The organism is Cupriavidus sp. Met-2 (assembly GCF_049843575.1).
GTDB classification, from domain to species: domain Bacteria; phylum Pseudomonadota; class Gammaproteobacteria; order Burkholderiales; family Burkholderiaceae; genus Cupriavidus; species Cupriavidus metallidurans.
Window position 1 is genome coordinate 292,202 of record NZ_JBBHZL010000005.1, and the last position, 21,241, is coordinate 313,442.

Sequence of the window (21,241 nt, forward strand, 5' to 3'; positions counted from 1 at the left end):
CGTCAGGGCTTGCGGGCTTTGTCGAGGTCATGCCCCTTTGCCTTCAACAGGCGCGCGTTGCGGGCATCGTACTTGAGCTTGGCCACCGCGCTGTTCGGCAGCAGCAGCTTGACTTCATAGGTCCATATCCCGTCATCGCGGTCCAGCTTGACGTCGATGACGTCGCCCGTGTACTGATTCGAGACGGTCTCGAGGATGTGGGACAGGGGCAGGATCTCGCCCGAGCGCAGCGCCTCGCGGGCGCGGTCGGCATCGGTATCGGCATGGGCGATGCCGGCGGCGCCAAAGGGGCCGAGCGCGGCAACGAGGATCAGGATGTGCGCTGCGGGGCGCAGCCAGCGTGTCAAGGCATTCATGGGGCGCATGTTGCGGGGGCAAGCCTGAACAGAAGCTGAACGCCGCGCTCAGGCGCGGTTCAGGTTCGACAGCGCATGATGCCACGACATTCTCACTCCGTCGCCGCCATGTCACAACGATCCGCCCTACACGCAGTGCTCGCCGGCCTGGTTCAACTCGCCCCGCTGGCCGCGGCGATGGCCGCCGCGGCACTGCCCTTCTGGTACAGCACGCTTTCCCGCTGACCGGAGATCTGGTCAGCCGGGTCAAGCGCCGCGCGTGGCGATGGTGTCCGTACCATCGGCGCCCGCCCGTGCGGGCTGCCGGATGTCTCAGCCCACCTCCCCCCGCATCCCGATCTCGCCGATGAGCTTGTCGTAGCGGGCGTTATCCGCGGCTACCATCTGCGCGAATTCGGCGGGCGATGCGCTCCTGCGAATCTCTCCCGCGTTTGCCTTCATCGACGCATCGAGTTTCCCACTGGCCTGCAGCGCGACCATGGCATCGAACAACTTCTTCGTCAGCGGCGCTGGCAGGCCAGCTGGGGCAAACAGGCCGCTCCAGTTGTCGAGCACGAAGCCTGGCGGCAACGATTCCGCCAGCGTCGGCACGTCGGGAAAATAGATCGACCGCGCGGCTGACGACACCGCCAGCGAACGAAGCTGTCCGTTGCGCAGGAACGGTGCCGCTGTCGATAGAACGGGCATGCCGAACTGCGTCTGCCCACTCATCATCGCAGTCACGATTTCGCTAGCACCCTTGTAGGGGATGTGAACCGCCTTGGTTCGCGTCTGGTGGAGCAGCGACTCCACTGCCAGGTGCGACACACTGCCCTTTCCGCCCGATCCATAGTTCAAGCCATCCGGCTGCCGACGCATTGCTTCGATCAGGTCACGCGCTGTCTTGTATGGCGACGAGGCCGGCACGGCCAACACTACCGGGCCGCCGGACAGCGCCGAAATCGCGGTGAAGTCCTTGGTCGCGTCATACGGCTGGTCGCGATACAGGTGAACGTTGATCACGTGCTGATTGGCCAGCACACCGAGCGTGTAGCCATCCGGCTCGGCACGCTTCAGCGCGCGAGCGCCGATGATGCCGCCCGCGCCACCGATGTTTTCCACCACCAGCGGCTGGCCCAGCACGGGCGCCAGTTCGGCGGAGATCGTGCGGGCCATCGAGTCCGGCGCGGTCCCGGCGATAAACGGCACGATCAACCGGATCGGGCGCGATGGATAGGGTGCGGCTGCCCTGGCCACGCGGCTCATCATGCCGCTCAAGGCCGTGGCGCCGGCCACGGCGCCTGCCGTGGCAAACCACTGACGACGATTCATGGTTGTCTCCTGTCATGCGGCGCATTGTCTTGCATCGCAATGTCGCCACGCAAATGCGTTGAGGCCCGTCGGTCAGGTCAGACCCGATCAGGCCAGATGGTCATGCCCCAGTGGGATCGAGAATCGCCTTGGCGATCGTATTCCGCTGGATCTCGCTGGTGCCCGTAAAGATGCGGAACATGCGCAGCTTGCGCCAGGTCTGCTCCACCGGATGGCCGCGCGTCACGCCCACATTGCCGTGAATCTGCACTGCCTTGTCGGCCACCTCGAAGCAGCGCTCCGACACGAACAGCTTGCACGCCGCCGCCTTCATGCGCAGGTCAGCGCCGGCATCGGCAAGCATCGCTGTCTGCGCGATCATGCTCTCGCACGCCCACAGCGCGGCCGCCATATCGGCCAGCATGTGCTGGATGGCCTGGAAACGCGCGATCGGGCCGCCAAACTGGCGGCGCGCGCCTGCGTACTGTACCGACGCCTTGTACGCGCCCATGGCCAGCCCCAGCATCGACGGACAATGCAGCAGCCGGTTGACGTTGATGCGCGACATGCCGAGTTTGAAGCCACGTCCTTCGCCACCGAAGATGTTCGCACGCGGCACACGCACGTTCTCGAAGCGGATATCGCCATCAATATGCTGGCCAGACATCGGTACGTACTCGGTACTGACGGTCACGCCCGGCAAATCAAGGTCGACGAGCACCGCCGTGATCGACGGTGGCGCGGTGGCGGCATCGGTCACGCACATCACGATGGCAAAGTCCGCGAACGGCGCACCGCTGATGTAGTGCTTCTCTCCGTTGATGACGAGATCATCGCCATCTACGACGGCACTGGTCCGAATGCTCTGCGCATCCGAGCCAGAATGCGTCTCCGTCAGCGCGAAGCACGTGGACTTCTCTCCGCGAATTACCGGTTGGAAGTAGCGTTCGATCTGGTCGGGCGTCGCGTATTTGAGCATGTTGCCCACGCGGGGCGGCCCGCCGAGATCGCCCAGCACGTGCGGCGCCAGCACCGCCCCGCTGGCGGCCAGATCGGCCTTGAGCGCGCACTGCTCCGCGATATTGAGACCCTTGCCGCCAAGTTCCACGGGCAGGCAGGCCGCGTAGAGCCCGAGTTCGCTGGAACGGCGCCAGACGTTGCGCAGCACGTCGCGCGGCCACGGGTCTTCCGCGCCCAGATCCAGCTCGCGCTCCAGCGGCCGCAGTTCCTCGTCGATGAAGCGCTGGATCGCTACGCGCGTATCCAGCAGCACGGGGTTGGTCAGATGTTCGAACATGATGTGCCCCTTAATTGACGCGGCGGCTGGCGCCCACCCAGTACTGTTCCCGCACGACTTTGCGCGCCAGCTTTCCGCTTGCGTTCTTGGGCAACTCGGCCACGAAATCGACCGTGCGCGGCGACTTGTAGTCGGCGATGCGCGCGCGGCAATGGCCGATCAATTCCGATGCGCTGGCTTGCCGGCCCGGCCACAGCGCCACCACGGCCTTGACGCTTTCGCCCCAGGTTTCATCGGGCACGCTGATCACGCAGGCTTCCATGACGTCCGGATGCTGGTACAGCGTGGCTTCCACTTCGGTCGGGTACACGTTGAAGCCGCCCGAGATGATCATGTCCTTCTTGCGATCGACCAGGTACAGGTAGCCATCGGCATCCACACGCGCCAGGTCGCCGGTGTGCAGCCAGCCGTCGACCAGCACCTCGCTGGTGAGACCGGGCTCACCCCAGTAGCCCTGGAACACATCCTCGCCACGAATCACGAGTTCGCCAATCTCGTCGTCGCAGACCTCCTCGCCGCGCTCGTTGACGACCCGCACCTCGGTTTCCCCCATGGCGCGACCGCACGATGCCAGTCGCTCTGGATGCCGCGCGAGTGCCTCGGCATGATCTGCCGTGGATAGCCGGGTAACGCCGGACGTCGATTCGCTGGCGCCGTAGCCTTGCGACAGGATCGGGCCGATGCGTTCCCACGCCTCGCGAATACGTGCGGGCGCCATGGGCGCGGCGCCGTAGGCCAGCGTCTTCAGGCAGCTCAGGTCTGCCGTGGCCAGCGTGGGCTCCGCCAGCAGCAGGTTGATCATCGCCGGCACCATGAACACGTGCGTCAGGTTCAGACGCGGCACCTCGGCCAGGAAGTGCGCGGGCTCGAACTTCTCGAACAGGACCAGGGTGGCACCAAGGAACAGGTACGGCTGCATCAACATGCCAGACGCATGGGTAATCGGCCCGATCAACGCCAGGCGATCGCCCGGGCGTGCGGGGCGATCCATGCCCAGGGTCATCTTGCGCATCGACGCCAACCGGTTGCCGTAGCTCTGCATTGCCGCCTTGATCTTGCCGGTGGAGCCCGACGAGAAATGCAGCACGGCGAGGTCGTCAGGCTGTGGCACATAGTCGATGGCGGCGGTGGCGCCACCATCGATCAGTGCTTCATAGGCACCGTATCCGCCCTCCGCCCCTGAAATCGCAAAGAAATGCTCCACACAGCCGAACCCGCGTGATTCCCGCCGGTATCGCGTGTAGCCGGGGCCGACGATCATCACGCGCGGCGTGCAGTTTTCCACGACATCCGACGCCTCTTCGGCGGTGAAACGGGGATTCAGCGCGGCCTTGACCAGCCCGGCCTTGTACAGCGCGCATTCGATCTCCACGATCTCCGGACAGTTTCGCGCCTGGATCGCCACGCGGTCGCCGCGGGTCAGGCCCAGCGCCAGCAGCGCGTTCGCCAGCCGCGTGGAACGCTCGTCGAGCTGGCGATAGGTCAGCACGCGATCCCGGTACAACACGGCCGGGTTGTCGCCCCAGTAACGAGCGGCGCGCCTGAGGAAGTAGGCGAACGTCATGCATGTCTCCTTGCAACTTGTCTGGTGTTTGTGCGCCCAGTCTGTAAGATGATGGGCATCACTACAATGCATTGACTGGAATAAAGTCATAAATACTAGGAATGTGCGATGGAGACTCGCGATCTGGAATACGTCCTGGCTGTGGAAACCCACGGTGGCATCGGGCGCGCCGCCGAGGCACTGGACATGACCCAGCCGGCACTTACCAAGGCCGTGCAGCGCGTGGAGGCGCAACTGGGCGTACCGCTGTTCGAACGCACGACGCTGGGTATGCGCGTCACGCAGGCGGGAGCGGTCTTTCTGGAACGGGCACGCCGGATCCGGCTGGAATATGAAGATGCAATCAAGGAAATGCGCGGCATCCAGACCGGCGAACAAGGGATGCTGCGCCTCGGCTATTCCCCTTCGATGCCCAATGCGCTGGTGCTGGGCGCGTGTCGGCAACTGATTCGCGAGCGGCCAGTGGCACGACTGCGCCTGACGATGCGTGTGGCGCGCGAGCTGATGGACCTGCTGCAGGCCGGCGAACTCGACCTAGCCATCGCCCCGTTGCCGCGTCAGGTGAACCCGGCCCTGGTATCGCGTGAACTGTTCACCGACCGCCTGGCCGTGGTGGCCGACGAGAATCATCCGTTGCTACGACGACGCAACCTGACGCTGGCGGACCTGACCGACCAGCAGTGGCTGCTGCCTAGCTCGCACGTGCTGATCCGCCAGCGGATCGACGCCGCCTTCACGGAACTGGGCTTGCCCGCGCCGATCCTGCGCGTGGAGACCGACTTCGGCAGCACGGCCCTCTTCGATCTGGTGCGCGGCACCGAAATGCTCTGCATCGCGGGATCAACCAGCAATGGCGCACAGACGGGCCTGCGCCCCATCGCACTGCGACCTGATGCCCTGGACCTGGGCCGACGCGTAGGCGTGATGTCGCGGGCGGGTGCCTATCTCTCGCCGCTGGCCCTGCGCATGATCGGTATTTTCGAGGCGCGGATGCAATGAGGGACGATCGGGACCCGCGCATTACACTGCAGCCTATGAGCCGCAGCCACCCGCAACCGCATCTTCAGGATTCCCTCACCGCCTACTACTGGAGTGGCGACGCCATCCGCAGCCGGCGCGTGAGTGACGTTGTGCTCTCCGGCACCGTCGACATTCCAGAGCCCCCTGCCCGGCTGACCGCAGACTGGGCGCGCGAAATCTCACATCACATGAACCTGGAAGTGGGGGATGTCGAAGTCATGCCCCTGGCGCGAGCACGCGTGCGTTGGCCGGATTATTCGCGCTGCGTGCGCGCGGTCTCGGATTGGGCGAGCACGCTCGGCTTGCCTGAAGTGCTGGCCGCGAGCGATGTGGCGCTTATGGTCTGTCGCGGGGCGCGGTATCACCATGACGGCGACCAGTATGGCGGCGCCGCATTCTGCAATCTCTTCCTGAGCGAGGACAAGGGACAGGACGTCCACTTCCCCTTGCTGGATCTTCGCATTCCGCTGCAGCGGGGCTCGGTGCTGATCTTCGATACCTGCCAGCCTCACGCAGTGATCCCACGCGGCAGCAGCCGTTTCAGCGCCGCCGACTTTCCAGCGAATCAGGATTGCACCCAGCTGTTCCTGACCTGGGAGCTGCCGATCGAGAATGCCCACGTGGCACGGGCTCTCAAGATCGCGTTCGACAGCGACGGATCGACCGCACGCGATCTGGACGAAGAGCAGGTCCGGCTGCATTGCGAACGGGTTGGCGTGTGTCAGGAAACCGGCGCGTGGCAACGCTACGTGGCTGAGTAAATCAGGCCGGCATTCGCACGGCAATCCGCGGGCACGCCGCGGCGATGCGGTCTGCAATCCCCGCCGGGTGCGGCACCGGCATTCCGGCGCGATTGCAGACCTGCAACGACCAGCGCAGGACGCCCTTCTCCGCCAGCGTATGCAGCAGCGCCATCAAATCGGCCTCATCGAATAGCTCGGGGTCCCAGGTCGTACGACATTCATAGGCGACACCGCTTGCCACCAGACGCGCCAGCGAGTCCATCACGCGTGTGGCGCTTCCGGGCGTGCCGGTCACGTGGTCGTAGCGGTGCGCGGGCGCCTTGATATCGAAGCCAACCCAGTCGACCCATGGCAGCGCGGCCTCCAGGCGGTCCGGATACATGCCGGCCGTGTGCAGGGCGACCTCGAAACCCAGTTGCCGCACGTCGCGCATGGCGGCCGGTAGCGCGGCCTGCAGCGTGGGCTCTCCGCCGGAGAACACCACGCCATCCAGCAGGCCGCGCCGCCGCGCCAGGAATGCCAGCACGTCTTCCCAGACCCGCGCGGACGGGCTGGCGACCGGGATCAGGTGCGGGTTGTGGCAGTAGTCGCAACGCCAGGGGCACCCCTGGCAGAACACCACGGCGGCCAGCCGCCCGGGAAAGTCGATGCTGGTCAGCGGCGTGAAGCCGCCGACTTTCAGGTCTGCCACAATGGGCTCAGGCCGCGCAGCGGATCTCATCGAAAAACGTGCGCTCGGCATGCTCGCCCTTCTTGCCGGTATTGAAGCTCGCCACCGGACGGTGGTAGCCCATCACGCGGGTCCAGACTTCGCAGGGTTGGCGCTCGTCGTCCTTGAGTGCCAGTGCGGGTTCGATCGAGAAATGGCGGGCGACAGCGAGATCAGTCATGGCGTTGCTCCTCATGTGCGAAACGTCGGGTTGAAAATCGGGAAACCTCACGCCGCCAGCGCGGCGCGTTTGCGCGCGAGAATGTCCTCGTCGCACTTCGGGCAGAAGCGGTGTTCGCCGGCCAGATAGCCGTGCTTGGGGCAGACGGAGAACGTCGGCGTGATCGTGATGTAAGGCAGCCGGAACGACTCCAGCGCGCGACGCACCATCCGCTTGCAGGCCTCCCCGCTCGACAGGCGCTCGCCCATGTAGAGATGCAGGACCGTGCCCCCGGTGTACTTCGATTGCAGGGATTCCTGACGCGCCAGCGCCTCGAATGGATCGTCGGTAAAGCCGACGGGCAACTGCGACGAGTTCGTGTAGTAGGGCTGATCGGCCGTGCCGGCCTGCAGGATGTCGGGCCAGCGCTTGCGGTCTTCACGCGCGAAGCGATACGTGGTGCCTTCCGCTGGCGTTGCCTCCAGGTTGTACATGTGGCCCGTGGCTTCCTGGAATTCGACGATCCGCCCGCGTACATGGTCCAGCAGACGCATCGCCATCGCGTGCCCGGCTTCCGTAGTGATGTCGTACGCATCGCCCGAGAAATTGCGGATCATCTCGTTGATGCCGTTCACGCCAAGCGTCGAGAAATGATTGCGCAGTGTGCCCAGGTAGCGCTTCGTGTAGGGGAACAGCCCTTCGTCCATCAGTTGCTGGATACGCTCGCGCTTGGCCTCCAGCGTGTCGCGGCCCATGTCCAGCAGTGAGTCGAGCCGGTTCAGCAGTGCGGCTTCGTCGCCTTGATACAGGTAACCGAGTCGCGCGCAGTTGATGGTGACCACACCCAGGGACCCGGTCTGCTCCGCACTGCCGAACAGACCGTTGCCGCGCTTGAGCAATTCACGCAGATCCAGTTGCAACCGGCAGCACATGGACCGGACCATATTGGGCGTCAGGTCCGAATTCACGAAGTTCTGGAAGTACGGCAGGCCGTACTTCGCCGTCATCTCGAACAGCCGCGCGGCGTTCTCGCTTTCCCACGGGAAATCCGGCGTGATGTTGTAGGTGGGGATCGGGAACGTGAAGACGCGCCCTTTGGCATCGCCCTGCGTCATCACCTCGATGTACGCACGGTTGATCATGTCCATCTCCGCTTGCAGGTCGCCATAGCGGAACGGCATTTCCTCGCCGCCGATGACGGGCACCTGTTCCTTGAGATCGTCGGGACATGTCCAGTCGAATGTCAGGTTTGTGAATGGCGTCTGCGTGCCCCAGCGCGACGGCACGTTGAGGTTATAGATCAGCTCCTGGATGTGCTGCCTGACCTCGGGGTACGTCATCGCGTCCTTGCGGATGAAGGGCGCCATATAGGTGTCGAACGACGAGAAGGCCTGCGCGCCGGCCCATTCGTTCTGCATCGTCCCCAGGAAATTCACGATCTGCCCGACCGCGCTCGACATATGCCGCGGCGGCGCGGCTTCCACCTTGCCCGGCACGCCGTTGAGGCCTTCATGCAGCAGAGTGCGCAACGACCAGCCGGCGCAATAGCCGGACAGCATGTCGAGATCGTGGATATGGAGGTCGCCTTCCCGGTGCGCGGCGCCGGCCTCGGGCGCGTAGACATGCGAAAGCCAGTAGTTGGCGGTGACCTTGCCGGCCACATTGAGGATCAGGCCGCCCAGCGAATACCCCTGGTTGGCGTTGGCGTGAATCCGCCAGTCCTTGCGGTCCAGGTATTCATTGATAGACGACTCGACGTCGACAGTCGTCGCGCCCCGGATGTTCTGCTGCATCGCACCCCTCCCGTGCTTACGCACAAAATATGGGGTGGATTATCTATATCGATACCATAGGTAGTGTTGCGGCAGATCAAATGGCGGCACCGCTGGGGGGGGCGACACATCGGGCGGCGGGTCGGGCAGATCTCGCCAGCAAGGCGATCCAGACCTCGACCGCCCGGCGTCATCTGCCGCCGGATGTGCCCTTCCCCAGCCCCCGTGTGCCTAGTTCACCTGCCGGGTGCGGCCCGTCCAGTACGGCTCCCGTAGCGCCCGACGCAGCAACTTGCCCGACGGATTGCGCGGCATGGCATCGATGAAGTCGATGCTCTTGGGCACCTTGAAACCCGCGATACGCTCGCGCGCCCAGCCCAGAATACTGTCGGCGTCAGCGGCCACACCCGGGCGCAGCACCACCATCGCCTTGACCGCCTCACCCCACCGCTCGTCCGGCACACCGATCACGGCCACGTCGGCAACGGCCGGGTGGCCGTAGATGGCGCTCTCCACCTCGGCCGGGTAGATGTTCTCCCCGCCGCTGATGATCATGTCCTTGACCCGGTCGTGGATATAGAGGTAGCCGTCCGCGTCCATGTAGCCAGCATCGCCACTGCGCAGCCAGCCGTCGGCGTCGATGGTGCGGGCGGTCTCTTCCTCCTGCTTCCAGTAGCCCGCCATGTTCTGCGGCGAGCGGATCACCACTTCGCCCACCTCGCCGGCAGCCAGCCTCTGGCCATCCGGCCCGACCACCGCCACCTCGCTACCGGGCATGGCCTTGCCGGCGGCGCGCATGCGCGGGACATCGGCGGGCGTATGATCTTCCGGCGGCAGCGCCACGATCGTGCCCGTGGTCTCCGTCATGCCGTACTGCTGCACGAAGCCGCAGCCAAACACCGCCATGCCCTCACGCAGCAGCGCCGCGGGAATCGGCGACGAACCGTACAGCATGTGCTTGAGGCGTGAATAGTCCACCTGGCGCGCGCGCGGATCACGCAGCACGATCTGCATCGCAGCCGGCACCATGAACAGCTTGCTGATGCGGTCGTGCTCGATATAGTCGAGCACCTTGCCCGGATCGAATTCGCGCGCCACGACACCCTTGCAGCCGACAAGAACACCGCGCACGCCCCAGCCCGAACCGCCGATATGCGCCACCGGCATGGCCACCAGCGACACATCTTCGTCGTTCCATTGCGACCAGTCGGCACCTTCGCGCAGCGAGATCTCGGTACCACTGGTCAGGTTGCGATGCATCAGCATCACGCCCTTGGGACGTCCGGTAGTGCCAGACGTGTAGAGCTGCAGCACCACGTCGGCGGGCTTCGCTTCGTGCGCCGGTGGTGTATCCGGGCACGCGTCGCGCCATTCCGTGTAGGCCGGCCAGTCTGGCTCCCCGCCCTCCATCGCCACGGCGCGGCGCACCAGTGGCAGCGCTGGCAGCAGGTTGCGAACCGATGCCGATGACTCGGGGCCGACGAAGACCAGCGTCGCGTCGCAGTGCGAGACGATGTACTGGATTTCGGGCCCCGCCAGCCGCCAGCTCACCGGTGCAATGACGGCCCCCATCTTGGCCGCGCCAAAGAATAGTTCGAAATAGTGGTCGCTGTTCTTGCCGATATAGGCGATGCGGTCGCCAGCCTTCACGCCGTCGGCCAGCAGGGCCTGCGCCACGCGATCCGTATGGCGATCGAAATCGGCAAACGTGGTCTCGCGGCCTTCGAAGGCGTACGCAATGGCCCCGGCCCGCTCCCGGGCGAAGTGGCGAATCGCGCTGGGCAGCGTCGCGAGGTATTCCGTCTCCATGAGCCTTGTCTCCCTTTTTGATTGATAGGATGGGTACTGGTGACAAATGGCGTCGAGGGACGCCAATGCGGGCACTCAGAGCCGCAATACCTGTCGCGCGATGATGTTGCGCTGGATCTCGCTCGAACCGCCGTAGATCGATGCCTTGCGATAGTTGAAGTAGCGCGGCGCAATCGGGGCGGCATTGTCCGGACCCAGACGCGGGTCGGCAGCGCGGCCCTGGATCTCGGCCCAGGTATCCCGCACGAATGGCAGCGCATAGGGTCCGAGCACGTCGACGGCTAGCTCGGAGATGGCCTGTGCCGTCTCGGTACCGACCAACTTGATCATGCTCGACGCCGCGCCGATCGACGTACCCGAGGCCACGCCGGAGAACAGCCGCAACTCCGCCGCCTCGGTCGCCGCCACGCGCACATACATGGCGCCCAGCCGTTGCCGGAAGACGGGATCGTCGACCAGCCGCCCGGTGCCATCCTCACCGGGCTGAGCGGCGGCCATGGCAGCCACCTTGTCCAGTTGCCGGTGCAGCATCGGCGCGAAGCTGCCGCCACGCTCGAACTCGAGCAGGTACTTGGCAATGGTCCAGCCCATGCCCTCCTCGCCAATGCGTTGGGCGGCCGGCACGCGCACATCGTCAAAGAAAACCTGATTGACCTCCTGCTGGCCCTCCATCGGGCCGTCGAGCGTAGGCAGCGCCGATACGGTGATACCCGGCGTGCGCATGTCGAGCAGCAGGAACGTAATGCCCTCCTGCGGCCTGCCCTCGCGCGAGGTCCGCACCAGACAGAACATCCAGTCGGCCCACTGGGCGTGCGTCGTCCAGATCTTCGAACCGTTGAGGATGTAGTGCTCGCCATTCGCATCGACGCCGCGTGTCGCGCGCATCTGCAGCGAGGCCAGATCGGAGCCTGAGTTCGGTTCGGAGTAGCCCTGGCACCACCAGTCGTCGGACGCCAGGATGCGCGGCAGGAAGCGGGCCTGTTGCTCGGGGCTGCCGTACTTCATGATGACGGGCGCGACCATCTTGAGACCCATCGGCGACACCGGCGGGCAACCGGCGGCGGCCAGTTCGCTTTGGAAGAGGTGCCGTTGCGTGGGTGTCCAGCCGGGGCCACCATGTGCTTGCGGCCAGTTCGGCGCGGCCCAGCCACGCGCGTGCAGGGCCTTTTGCCAGCGTACCTGTGCCGCCTTGTCGAGATAACCGTTCTTCGATTGCGCCATCATGGCGCGAAGCTCGTCATCAAACGCTTCGGAGATCCAGGCGCGCACCTCGGCGCGAAACTGCAGGTCTTGCGGAGACTCGTCGATATCCATGGCGGTCCTTATGCGTTGGCCGGGTAGCGCAGGTCGACACAACGGCGCAGATGGTAGGCAACGTTGCCGAACTGCAGGCCGATGGCGGTGACACGCTTGAAGTAGTGGCCGACCGCCGTTTCCTCGGTCACGCCCATGCCGCCGTGGATCTGCACCGCGCCCTGCCCGATGCGGCGGCCTGCTTCGTCGACATGGGCCTTGGCGGTGCTGGCACCCAGCGCGCGCTCATGTGGCTCGCCAGCAAGACGCATGGCAGCCACCTGTGTGAGGGCGACGGCCTGCTCGTGCAATATGTACATGTCGGCCATGCGATGCTGCAGCGCCTGGAAGCTGCCGATCGCCTGCCCGAACTGCTGGCGCTGACGCGCGTACTCGACGGTGTCCTCCAGCATTCGCGCCGTGGCGCCGGTGGCTTCGGCACACAGCGCGACGGCGGCGGTGTCGCTCAGTTGCTCCAGCAGCGGCAATGCGCCGCCAGGCATTCCCAGCACTTGTGCGGCGCTTACCGGCACGTCGGTCAGTATCAGGTCAGCAGTACGGCCGCCGTCGAAGGTGGGGGCTTCGATCAACGTCAGGCCCGGCGCCGTGCGTTCGACCCAGAACAGCGTCGGACCGGCTTCCGTGTTCGCGCTGACAATGAAGTGCGTGGCCCAGGGCGCGCCGGTGACGAGCGCCTTGCGCCCATGCAACCGGTATCCACCGGCAGCCGCGTCCGCGCGTGTTCGCACCATCATTCCGTAGCGCGATTCCGGTTCGGCGTGCGCCCAGCCGACCACCAGTTCGCCTGCCGCGATGGCGGGCAGCGCTTCGGCGGCCAGCGTCTCATTGGCATATTGCAGTGCATCAACCGCAAGGATGGCCGTGCCAAGGTAGGGCTCCAGCACAAGATGGCGGCCGAACTGTTCCATCACCACGATGTGGTCGATGATGCCGCCGCCCAGCCCACCGAAGCGCTCGGGAATCCCGATGCCAAGCAGGCCAAGGTCGCGCGCGAACGCGCGCCAGCAATCGGGACGCCAGCCGGCGGCCGAATGCACGGCAGCCTGGCGCGCATCGAACGTGTAGTGATCGGACAGGTAGCGCGCGAGCGTGTCGCGCAGCATGGCCTGTTCCTCGTTGAAGCGAAAATCCACGTGTTGGCTCCTCGGTGGAGATGAGACACAGCCATTCTGTTCCGCGCCGGCCATGCCGGCGACGTTCGAACGAACTATTCGCGCCAGACAACAAGTGCACCCGAACGCCTAGACCTGACGTGCGAAATCGCTCACCTTCACGCCATCGCGCCCCAGAATCGCCATGCCGACAACACGATTCCAGTACAACTCCGACCCGTGCGCCATGCGCCATTCGTGCAGGCATCGCGTCACCAGTTGCAGGTCATACTCCTCCGTGATGCCGATGGCGCCGTGGAGCCCATGGGCGGCGGCCGCGACAACCTGCACGGCCTCCGCGCAGCGGGCCTTCGCCACGGCGGCAGCAAGCTTCCCCGGGTGCCGCTGCCCACCCGCGAAAGCCATTTGCGCGGCGACGGACATTGCGGCAATGTGCTCGACGATTACCGAAAGCTGATGCTGGATGACCTGGAACTTGCCGATCGACCGCCCGAACTGAGAACGGTCCTGGCAATACTGGAGGGTCAGCTCTCCCGCGCGTCGGGCCGCCCCCGCCATCAGCACGGCAAGCACGGCGCCGTCCCAGGCGTCCAGTTCGTCCACCGTGACGCCCTCGATAGGCACGGCATCACCCCGCACCCACTTCAAATCCGCGCTGAGGCTGCCGTGCACCCCGATCCAGTCCCGCTGCGCCGCGCTGCAATCCAGCAAGAGCACCGCGTCGCCGCAGCCCACGAGTACATGGTCCGCGACCAGGCCACCGATCACATTGGCGATATGCAGGCTCCCGTCCGGTTCGCACCGGCATCTTGGCGCGATCGTGATCATGCCCGCGGGCGCCCCGCCCCCGGATTTCGAGAGAATCGCCCGTGCTGCAATGGTCTGGCCGATTGGCAGTGGTACGGCGTGCTTTCCGACCTCAAGAAGAATCGGATACAGCTCGCCCAACGCCAGCCCGGCGCCTCCAGCCTCTTCGGGCGCCAGGAGCTCGAGGAATCCCGCCTCCTCGATGGCACCCCATACCTCCCTGACTTCAACGCCTTGTCCAATCTTCCGGAGCGCCTGCGGCGAGAAACGGTCTTTCAGAATATTTGCGATGGCTTCTACGAACATTCACTGTCCTCCTTCGTGTTAGCGCAGCCCGAGGCTACGGGCGATCATGCCGCGGAGAATCTCTCGCGTGCCGCCACGCAACGAGAACGTCGGGGAAATCTGGCTCAGATAGGCCACCGTGCGCAGCAGCTCGCCATCGCCGGCCGCCTCCGGGTCCGAGGCGATCGCCGCTTCCAGATAGGCCGGAATCGCCTGCTCCAGCTCGGTACCCAGATCCTTGACCAACGCCGCTTCGACCACCGGGCTCTCATGGCGTGCCAGCTTCGATGTCACGGCGATCGACATGTTGCGCAACGTCGCCACATGCGTGACGAAGCGGCCAAGCGCGGCCACCTGGTCCCGGGTCGCTTCCGTGCGGCGAAGCTGTTCGATCCAGGCATCCAGCAGGACGATGCTGGAATAGATGCGCTCCGGGCCGCTGCGCTCGAATGCCAGTTCCGCGTTCACCTGCTCCCAACCACTGCCTTCTTCGCCAATCAGGGCATCCGACCGCAGCGCCACATTCTCGAATACCACCTCGGCGAAGTGCGCGTCGCCCGTGAGGTCCCGGATGGGACGCACGGTCACGCCGGGCAGGGAAAGATCGATGATGAACTGGGACAACCCCTTCTGCTTGTCCTCGGGAACCCCTGAGGTACGGACCAGCGCGATCATGTACTGACAATGCTGCGCGTTGGTCGTCCAGATCTTCTGGCCATTCAGGACCCAGCCATCCGCAGCCGGCGTCGCGCGCGTCCGGACACTCGCCAGGTCGGAGCCCGAGTTCGGCTCGCTCATGCCAATGCAGAAGAACGCCTCGCCACGACATATCTTCGGCAGGTAAGCCGCCTTCTGCGCCTCCGTGCCGTACCTGAGGATCAGCGGCCCGCTTTGCCGATCCGCGATCCAATGCGCTGCGACGGGGGCTCCAGCGCTCAGCAACTCCTCGACCAGCACGAATCGTCGGAACGGATCCAGGCCGGCGCCGCCGTACTGCGCCGGCAAGGTAATGCCTACCCATCCGCGGCCGGCAAGCTTCCGGCTGAAATCAGCGTCAAAGCCCATCCACGACCTGGCCCGCTTGCTTGGTGGGGCCTTGGGTTGCATGTCCGCGAGAAAGGCCTTCACCTCGGCGCGAAACGCCTCCGCCTCCGGGGGCAACTGCGCGAGATGAAAGGTATCGAGTAGATGATTCAATGAAAACTCCTGATCTGGCACTGCCGCCAGGCGTCAGTGCAAAAAACCGGCACGGTGCTGCCGTGTGTCCGCAACACGCCGGCAACCGGTGCCTCACATCACGTTCACAGTGGCGATCTTCACCACTGGTACTTCGCGGGTTCCTTGTCGATGAACCTCCGGACTGCCTCCTGGTGATAGGCGCTCTCGCGGCACATGGCCTGCAGCATCGCTTCCTGCGCATGGACGGTATGACGGTCGGACTCGAACGCCCGGTTCATCACGGACTTCGCCGCGCCGATGGCGTCGGTCGGGGCGTGCGCGAAGCGATTCGCCAGCGCAATGGCATCGGCCACGACATCGTCATCGGAGATCGAATGGAGCAACCCAAGGTCGAGCGCCTCATCGGCCTTCACGACGCGCGCGGAGAAGACCAGTTCCTTGGCGCGCGCGAGGCCGATCCAGCGAGGCAGCAGATATAACGCCCCGACATCGGGCACGAATCCGATGCGGGAGAACACCGAACAGAACGTGGCCCGTTTCGATGCCAGGATAAAGTCCGCGCAAAGCGCCAGCGAGAGTCCCGCGCCAAACGCCACGCCGTCCACGGCCGCGATGACCGGCTTCTCCATGTCGATCAACTCGTCGGACCAGCGATGAATCTTGCGAATGCGCTCGCGTCCCTCGAAGATGTCGCGTTCGCCGCCCTGCCCGGCCGCAATCGCCTTCACATCGCCCCCCGCGCAGAAGTGCCCGCCAGCGCCGGTCAGCACGATGGCCTTTACCGCCTTGTCATCGCGCAACGCCGGAACGACCTCGGCGAATGCGTCCCGCATCGTCATGTCGAGCGCGTTGCGCTGCTCCGGACGATTCATCGTCACCACGGCGGTGGTTCCAACGTGCCTGACTTCCAGTACCGTCATTGCTTGTCTCCTTTGTTTTCAGTAGCGCATCTGCAGCAGCCACGTCGCCGCCATGGCGGGGCGTTCGCTGTTTTCCACCTGCATTTCCACTTGCCAAAAGCATCTGATCTCGCCCGGCCGGACATCCTCGACGCGCTGCAGGACGAACACACCGCGCAACCGGGCGCCCGCGGGTACGGCACCAGTGAAACGCACCTTGTCGAACCCGTAGTTCACAGACATCTTGCGGCCCGGAAACGAGAAGCACTGGGTGAACGCCGTGGTGACCATCGACAGTGTCAGGAGTCCATGTGCAATCGTGCAGCCGAACGGCGACTCGGCCGCGGCGCGTACCGGATCGACGTGGATCCATTGACGATCGCCGGTCAGCCTTGCGAACGTATCGATCGTCTCCTGGTCCAGCACGATGTAGTCGCTCACCGCGGCCGGCGCATCTCGAAGCGCCTTGACGGCCTCGACAGAACTCAGCGCCTGCATGCGTCAGTCCGCCTTCACGTTGAGGGACTTCGCCACGGGAATCCAGCGCGCGCGCTCTTCGTTAATGAATTCCCCAAAGCTCGCAGGAGATCCCGGCATCGGCTGCGCGCCGATTGCGCGTAGCTTCTCGACCAGCTCAGGATTGCGAAGGGCGTCGTTGATCGCCTTGTTCATCGCCGCGATAGGCGCAGCGGGCGTGCCAGCCGGCGCGACTACACCAAACCAGGCGCTCGCCTCGGTTCCCGAGTAGCCCAGTTCGTGCATGGTGGGCACGTCCGGCAACAGTGGAAAGCGGTTCGTATCGAGAATGGCCAGTGCGTGAATCCGGTTTGCCCTGGCCTGCTGCATGGAGGACGGCAATGCATCGTAGATCAGGTCGATATTCCCACCAATCAGGCTGACGATGGCAGGCGCGCTACCCGCGAACGGCACATGGGTGACCTTCACGCCGAGCTTGCTCGACGCGTTCTCGCCGGCGAGGTGCGTGATGTTGCCGCTCGACGCCGAGCCCATGGTCAGCTTCCCTGGCTGGCTCTTGCCCAGTGCCACCAGATCCTTGACTGACTTCACCGGCAACTCCGCCCGCACAGAGAGCATCAGCGGCGTCTTGCCCAGCCCCGCCACCGGCACGAAATCGCGCGCCGGGTCATAGGGCAACTTTTCGTAGATCGCGCTGTTGATGACCAGAGGCGCATTCGAGCCGACCAGGAGCGTCTTGCCATCGGGTGCGGATCTGGCCACGGTCTCCGCGGCGATGATGCCCGCTGCCCCTGGCTTGTTGTCGATGACGATCGTCGTCTTCAGGAACTTCGACGCATCGCTGGTCACCAGCCGGGTGATCTGATCCGCTGCGCCGCCCGGCGGATATGGCACCACCAACCGGATGGGCTGATCCGCTGCGGACGCGGCATTTGACACGGCGAACACGGCAACAGCCAGGAAAAGCATCTTTGCGGAATGCAGCATCTTGTCTCCTTGAGTTTTGTTTTGGGTACAACGATCAGATCACGCCCTGCTCCCTCAAGGCGTCGATGGTCTCGGCTGAAAAGGCAAGCATGTCCTGCAGAACCCTGTCGGTGTGTTCACCCAGGGTTGGCGCGGAGCGTTGGTAGCGAATCGGCGTATCGGAGAAACGAATCGGATTCGCAAGCGATGGGGCTTTCGAACCGCTGCTGTGCTCCAGAACGAGCTGCATGTCCCGATGCCTGACCTGCGGGTCTTCGAACACCTGTTTCATGTTGTAGATCGGTCCGCAAGGCACGTTCGCCGCTTCCATCAGCGTCACCCATTCCGTCATGGTTCTGGCCAGCATCGCCTCGGCAACCTGGGGAATCAGCGTCTCCCGATTTCGGTTGCGCTGTGCTGCAGTGGTAAATCGGGCATCTTCCGTCAGATCGGGACGCCCGATGACGCCGCAGAACGCCGCGTACTGGGTGTCGTTGCCGACCGCCACGATGACGTCACCCTCTTTGCAGCGGAATACCTGGTACGGCACCATGTTCGAGTGCGCATTGCCCATCCGCTGGGGGACCTTGCCGGACAGAAAGTAGTTGATGGCCTGGTACGAATTGATGGTGACCACGCAATCGAGCAAGGAGATATCGATGTATTGGCCCTCTCCGCTGACGTTCCGGTGCTCAAGCGCGGCAAGGATGGCCGATGTGGCGTACATGCCGGTGAGCAGATCTGTGATGGCGATGCCGGATTTCACCGGGCCGGCGCCGGGCTCGCCATCCGGCATCCCGGTGATGCTCATCAGACCGCCCATACCCTGGAAAACGAAGTCGTAGCCCGGCAATGCCGCATAGGGCCCGGTCTGACCGAATCCCGTGATCGAGCAGTACACCAGACGCGGGTTGAGCTTGCGCAGGTCTTCGTAGGACAGGCTATAGCGAGCCAGCGTGCCCACCTTGTAGTTCTCGACCACGACATCGCATTCGCGGGCCAGCGCCCGGATGATGTCCTGGCCCTTTGGCGATGCAAGGTCGATCGTGATCGATTTCTTGCCCCGGTTTGCGCTGAGGAAGTACGACGAATCATCGGTCTCGTTGCCTTGCGGGTCCTTCAGGAACGGCGGCCCCCAGCCGCGCGTGTCGTCGCCGGCGCCAGGTCGCTCCACCTTGATGACTTCGGCCCCCATGTCCGCCAGATTCTGGGTGGCCCAGGGTCCGGCCAGCACACGGGACAGGTCCAGCACCTTGATATGGCCAAGCGCCTTGCTCATGTCGTTGTCTCCTGCTTTCGAGTTGTAGCGATGAGCGTAGCCACGTGCCAACGCCGCGTCCAATAGCGATTCGCGAGACTTCGATAAGCTGCGTTTATCACTGCCCGGCAGTACGCCGATATATTTTGGATATCGAAAATCGTCGTTTCTATATTGGACAGCGCCATAGCGCTGCGCATAGTCTCTGCTGACGCTTCGCGTACTAGACGAAGCCGGATAACACGGAGACAGGAATGAAACTCACATCAGCCACGCGCCGGTGGGCCATGCTGTGCGCGCTCGTGGTGACGATTGGCGGCGCACTGACGCCGATGGACGCCAGAAGCGAATACCCGGACAAGCCCATCAAGCTGGTAGTGTCCTTTCCGCCGGGGAGCGGCACGGACTCCAACGCCCGATATCTCGCACGCAAGATGGAGGAACGGCTGGGAAAGCCGGTCGTCGTCGAGAACCGTCCGGGTGGCAACAGCTTTATCGCCGCGCAAACGGTGACCCGCGCCGAACCCGACGGATATACGCTGCTGCTGGCCAGCAACTCGCCGGTGGCGACCAATGTCGCGATGTTCCGCAAGCTCCCCTATGACCCCGTCAGCGAACTCGCACCCATTGCCCGTCTGGGAGTCGGCGCCATGGCGCTGGTCGTGAGCGCGACGTCTCGCTACCAAACCGTCGACGCGCTGTTGAGTGCGGCACGCGAACACCCCGGCACTCTCAACTATGGCGCGGGCAGCGCCTCATACCAGATCGCGACCGAGCTCTTTCTGGCAATGGGTCACATCAAGGCCAACCATGTGCCATACAAGGGCGCGGCGCCTGCGCTGACCGATCTGGCTGCAGGACAGGTGGATTTCGTGTTTGCCGACTATGGCGCGGTACTTCCGCTCCTGAACGGCGGCAAGCTCCGGCTGCTCGCGGTCACCAGCGACAAGCGGCTCGGCAGCCAGCCCAACACGCCCACGCTTCAGGAAAGCGGATTCCCCGGCTACTTCATGGTGAACTGGACCGCCGCGTTCGCACCGGCGAATACGCCAAAGCCGGTCATCGCCAAGCTGGAAAAGCTGATGCTGGACATCTACCGGACACCTGAAACCAGCGAATTCCTGTCGCGCACCAGTTGGGACGTCTTTGTCGGCGACGCGAAAGCGCTGAGGACCTTCCAGCTCGCGGAGATCAAGAAGTGGTCGGACGCCGCCGAGCGCGCAGGCGTGCCGAAACAGTAGACGCAACGATAGACGAACCGATCCATCCAATCCCGGAGACCTACCATGTCGAACTTCCTGTCCTACGAACAAGACGGGCACGTCGTCACGTTGACGATGTCGGAACCCGAGCGCCGGAACCCACTGACGGGCAATACGGCCGTGCCCGAATTCCTGGCCGCGATCGAGCGTATCGAGTCCGATACGTCGGTCCGCGCCGTGATCATCACCGGAAGCGGTACCGCATTCTCGTCGGGCGGCAACATCCACGAAATGAAGCGGCAGGCATCCGGGACTGCCTCGGCAATGGACGTCAGACGGGACTATCGCCATGGCATTCAGCGGCTGCCGCTTGCGCTGTTCAATCTGGAGGTCCCGGTCATCGCCGCCGTCAACGGTCCGGCACTGGGGGCGGGTCTCGATCTCACCTGCATGTGCGACATCCGCATCGCGTCGCGCGCCGCCCAGTTTGCGGAGAGCTTCGTCAAGCTGGGCATCATTCCCGGGGATGGCGGCGCCTGGCTGCTGCCCCGAATCATCGGGATGTCGCGCGCGGCGGAGCTTACGTTCACGGGCAAGGCGATCGACGCGCAAACGGCGCTCGAATGGAATCTCGTTTCACAGGTAGTCGAACCTGAGGCTCTGCTGCCCACGGCCCGGGAGATCGCCGCCGCCATCGCGGCAAACCCGCCGCACGCGGTCCGATTGGCCAAGCGCCTGTTGCGCGAAGGCATGCACACGTCGCTGGGCACGCTGCTGGAACTTTCCGCCGTCTATCAAGCGGTCTCGCATCAGGCCGCCGATCACAAGGAAGCCGTGGAAGCGTTCCTCGACAAGCGCAAACCCGTATTCAAGGGATAAAGGGGTCACGACAGGCCGTTTCTCGTTCCGGCGTGGCGGCGGGAAACGGCTCCCCTGACAGCGATGGCACCGCAGCGGGAATGCCCCGCGACATGCGTATGTGTCCGTATTGCGACGCACAGCATGTTTCAATAAGCTCCAGG

General features: G+C 64.4%; 21 protein-coding genes. 4 read left to right on the forward strand and 17 right to left on the reverse strand.

Going from position 1 to position 21,241, the window contains the following annotated elements:
- Window positions 1–2 precede the first annotated feature (2 nt).
- The 5 genes from WD006_RS13895 to WD006_RS13915 form a co-directional block, all read right to left on the reverse strand.
- Complete coding sequence (locus WD006_RS13895; protein ID WP_017512555.1) at window positions 3–356, reverse strand: PepSY domain-containing protein; 354 nt, start codon at window positions 354–356, stop codon at window positions 3–5.
- Between the two features lie 152 nt (window positions 357–508).
- Window positions 509–637 carry a hypothetical protein gene (locus WD006_RS13900; protein WP_267880307.1) on the reverse strand — a complete coding sequence of 43 codons (129 nt, stop codon included), beginning with the start codon at window positions 635–637 and terminating at the stop codon, window positions 509–511.
- A 31-nt stretch (window positions 638–668) separates the two neighbouring features.
- Window positions 669–1,667: a tripartite tricarboxylate transporter substrate-binding protein gene (locus WD006_RS13905; RefSeq protein WP_011519538.1), complete on the reverse strand. Its 999-nt coding sequence runs from the start codon at window positions 1,665–1,667 to the stop codon at window positions 669–671.
- 100 nt (window positions 1,668–1,767) lie between these two features.
- A complete protein-coding gene (locus WD006_RS13910; RefSeq protein ID WP_029306573.1) occupies window positions 1,768–2,943 on the reverse strand; it encodes an acyl-CoA dehydrogenase family protein in 1,176 nt (391 codons plus the stop codon).
- A 10-nt stretch (window positions 2,944–2,953) separates the two neighbouring features.
- The gene (locus tag WD006_RS13915) at window positions 2,954–4,507 is read right to left on the reverse strand and encodes an AMP-binding protein (protein WP_029306574.1); all 1,554 of its coding nucleotides are present in this window, start codon (window positions 4,505–4,507) and stop codon (window positions 2,954–2,956) included.
- A 108-nt stretch (window positions 4,508–4,615) separates the two neighbouring features.
- Here WD006_RS13915 and WD006_RS13920 point away from each other — a divergent pair, with 108 nt between their 5' ends.
- Together WD006_RS13920 and WD006_RS13925 are read left to right on the forward strand one after the other, a co-directional pair.
- Window positions 4,616–5,506, forward strand: coding sequence for a LysR family transcriptional regulator (locus WD006_RS13920; protein ID WP_029306575.1), 891 nt, complete (start codon window positions 4,616–4,618; stop codon window positions 5,504–5,506).
- A gap of 35 nt (window positions 5,507–5,541) precedes the next feature.
- Window positions 5,542–6,288, forward strand: coding sequence for a hypothetical protein (locus tag WD006_RS13925; protein ID WP_029306576.1), 747 nt, complete (start codon window positions 5,542–5,544; stop codon window positions 6,286–6,288).
- A gap of 1 nt (window position 6,289) precedes the next feature.
- Here the strand turns inward: WD006_RS13925 and WD006_RS13930 are convergent, their stop codons facing one another.
- From WD006_RS13930 to WD006_RS13985, 12 genes are all read right to left on the reverse strand, one after another.
- On the reverse strand, window positions 6,290–6,961 hold the full coding sequence (locus WD006_RS13930) for an anaerobic ribonucleoside-triphosphate reductase activating protein (protein ID WP_011519543.1): 672 nt from the start codon (window positions 6,959–6,961) through the stop codon (window positions 6,290–6,292).
- A gap of 7 nt (window positions 6,962–6,968) precedes the next feature.
- Complete coding sequence (gene nrdD, locus WD006_RS13935) at window positions 6,969–7,160, reverse strand: anaerobic ribonucleoside-triphosphate reductase (RefSeq protein ID WP_011519544.1); 192 nt, start codon at window positions 7,158–7,160, stop codon at window positions 6,969–6,971.
- A gap of 47 nt (window positions 7,161–7,207) precedes the next feature.
- Window positions 7,208–8,932 (reverse strand): ribonucleoside triphosphate reductase, encoded by a 1,725-nt coding sequence (locus WD006_RS13940; protein ID WP_011519545.1) that lies wholly within the window; start codon window positions 8,930–8,932, stop codon window positions 7,208–7,210.
- Between the two features lie 210 nt (window positions 8,933–9,142).
- Window positions 9,143–10,720 (reverse strand): fatty acid--CoA ligase, encoded by a 1,578-nt coding sequence (locus tag WD006_RS13945; RefSeq protein WP_029306577.1) that lies wholly within the window; start codon window positions 10,718–10,720, stop codon window positions 9,143–9,145.
- 75 nt (window positions 10,721–10,795) lie between these two features.
- Window positions 10,796–12,034 carry an acyl-CoA dehydrogenase family protein gene (locus WD006_RS13950; protein ID WP_029306578.1) on the reverse strand — a complete coding sequence of 413 codons (1,239 nt, stop codon included), beginning with the start codon at window positions 12,032–12,034 and terminating at the stop codon, window positions 10,796–10,798.
- Between the two features lie 8 nt (window positions 12,035–12,042).
- Window positions 12,043–13,167: an acyl-CoA dehydrogenase family protein gene (locus WD006_RS13955; RefSeq protein ID WP_029306579.1), complete on the reverse strand. Its 1,125-nt coding sequence runs from the start codon at window positions 13,165–13,167 to the stop codon at window positions 12,043–12,045.
- Between the two features lie 108 nt (window positions 13,168–13,275).
- On the reverse strand, window positions 13,276–14,259 hold the full coding sequence (locus tag WD006_RS13960; RefSeq protein ID WP_011519549.1) for an acyl-CoA dehydrogenase family protein: 984 nt from the start codon (window positions 14,257–14,259) through the stop codon (window positions 13,276–13,278).
- A gap of 18 nt (window positions 14,260–14,277) precedes the next feature.
- On the reverse strand, window positions 14,278–15,435 hold the full coding sequence (locus WD006_RS13965; protein WP_011519550.1) for an acyl-CoA dehydrogenase family protein: 1,158 nt from the start codon (window positions 15,433–15,435) through the stop codon (window positions 14,278–14,280).
- A gap of 119 nt (window positions 15,436–15,554) precedes the next feature.
- The gene (locus tag WD006_RS13970) at window positions 15,555–16,337 is read right to left on the reverse strand and encodes an enoyl-CoA hydratase/isomerase family protein (RefSeq protein ID WP_011519551.1); all 783 of its coding nucleotides are present in this window, start codon (window positions 16,335–16,337) and stop codon (window positions 15,555–15,557) included.
- Between the two features lie 18 nt (window positions 16,338–16,355).
- Window positions 16,356–16,814: a MaoC family dehydratase gene (locus tag WD006_RS13975; protein ID WP_011519552.1), complete on the reverse strand. Its 459-nt coding sequence runs from the start codon at window positions 16,812–16,814 to the stop codon at window positions 16,356–16,358.
- A gap of 3 nt (window positions 16,815–16,817) precedes the next feature.
- Window positions 16,818–17,780, reverse strand: coding sequence for a Bug family tripartite tricarboxylate transporter substrate binding protein (locus WD006_RS13980; protein WP_017512014.1), 963 nt, complete (start codon window positions 17,778–17,780; stop codon window positions 16,818–16,820).
- 34 nt (window positions 17,781–17,814) lie between these two features.
- Window positions 17,815–19,038, reverse strand: coding sequence for a CaiB/BaiF CoA transferase family protein (locus tag WD006_RS13985; protein ID WP_029306580.1), 1,224 nt, complete (start codon window positions 19,036–19,038; stop codon window positions 17,815–17,817).
- Window positions 19,039–19,271: 233 nt separating this feature from the next.
- Here WD006_RS13985 and WD006_RS13990 point away from each other — a divergent pair, with 233 nt between their 5' ends.
- Window positions 19,272–20,258, forward strand: a complete 987-nt coding sequence (locus WD006_RS13990) for a Bug family tripartite tricarboxylate transporter substrate binding protein (protein WP_029306581.1) — start codon at window positions 19,272–19,274, stop codon at window positions 20,256–20,258.
- Window positions 20,259–20,303: 45 nt separating this feature from the next.
- Complete coding sequence (locus WD006_RS13995; RefSeq protein ID WP_008645293.1) at window positions 20,304–21,098, forward strand: crotonase/enoyl-CoA hydratase family protein; 795 nt, start codon at window positions 20,304–20,306, stop codon at window positions 21,096–21,098.
- Window positions 21,099–21,241 lie beyond the last annotated feature (143 nt).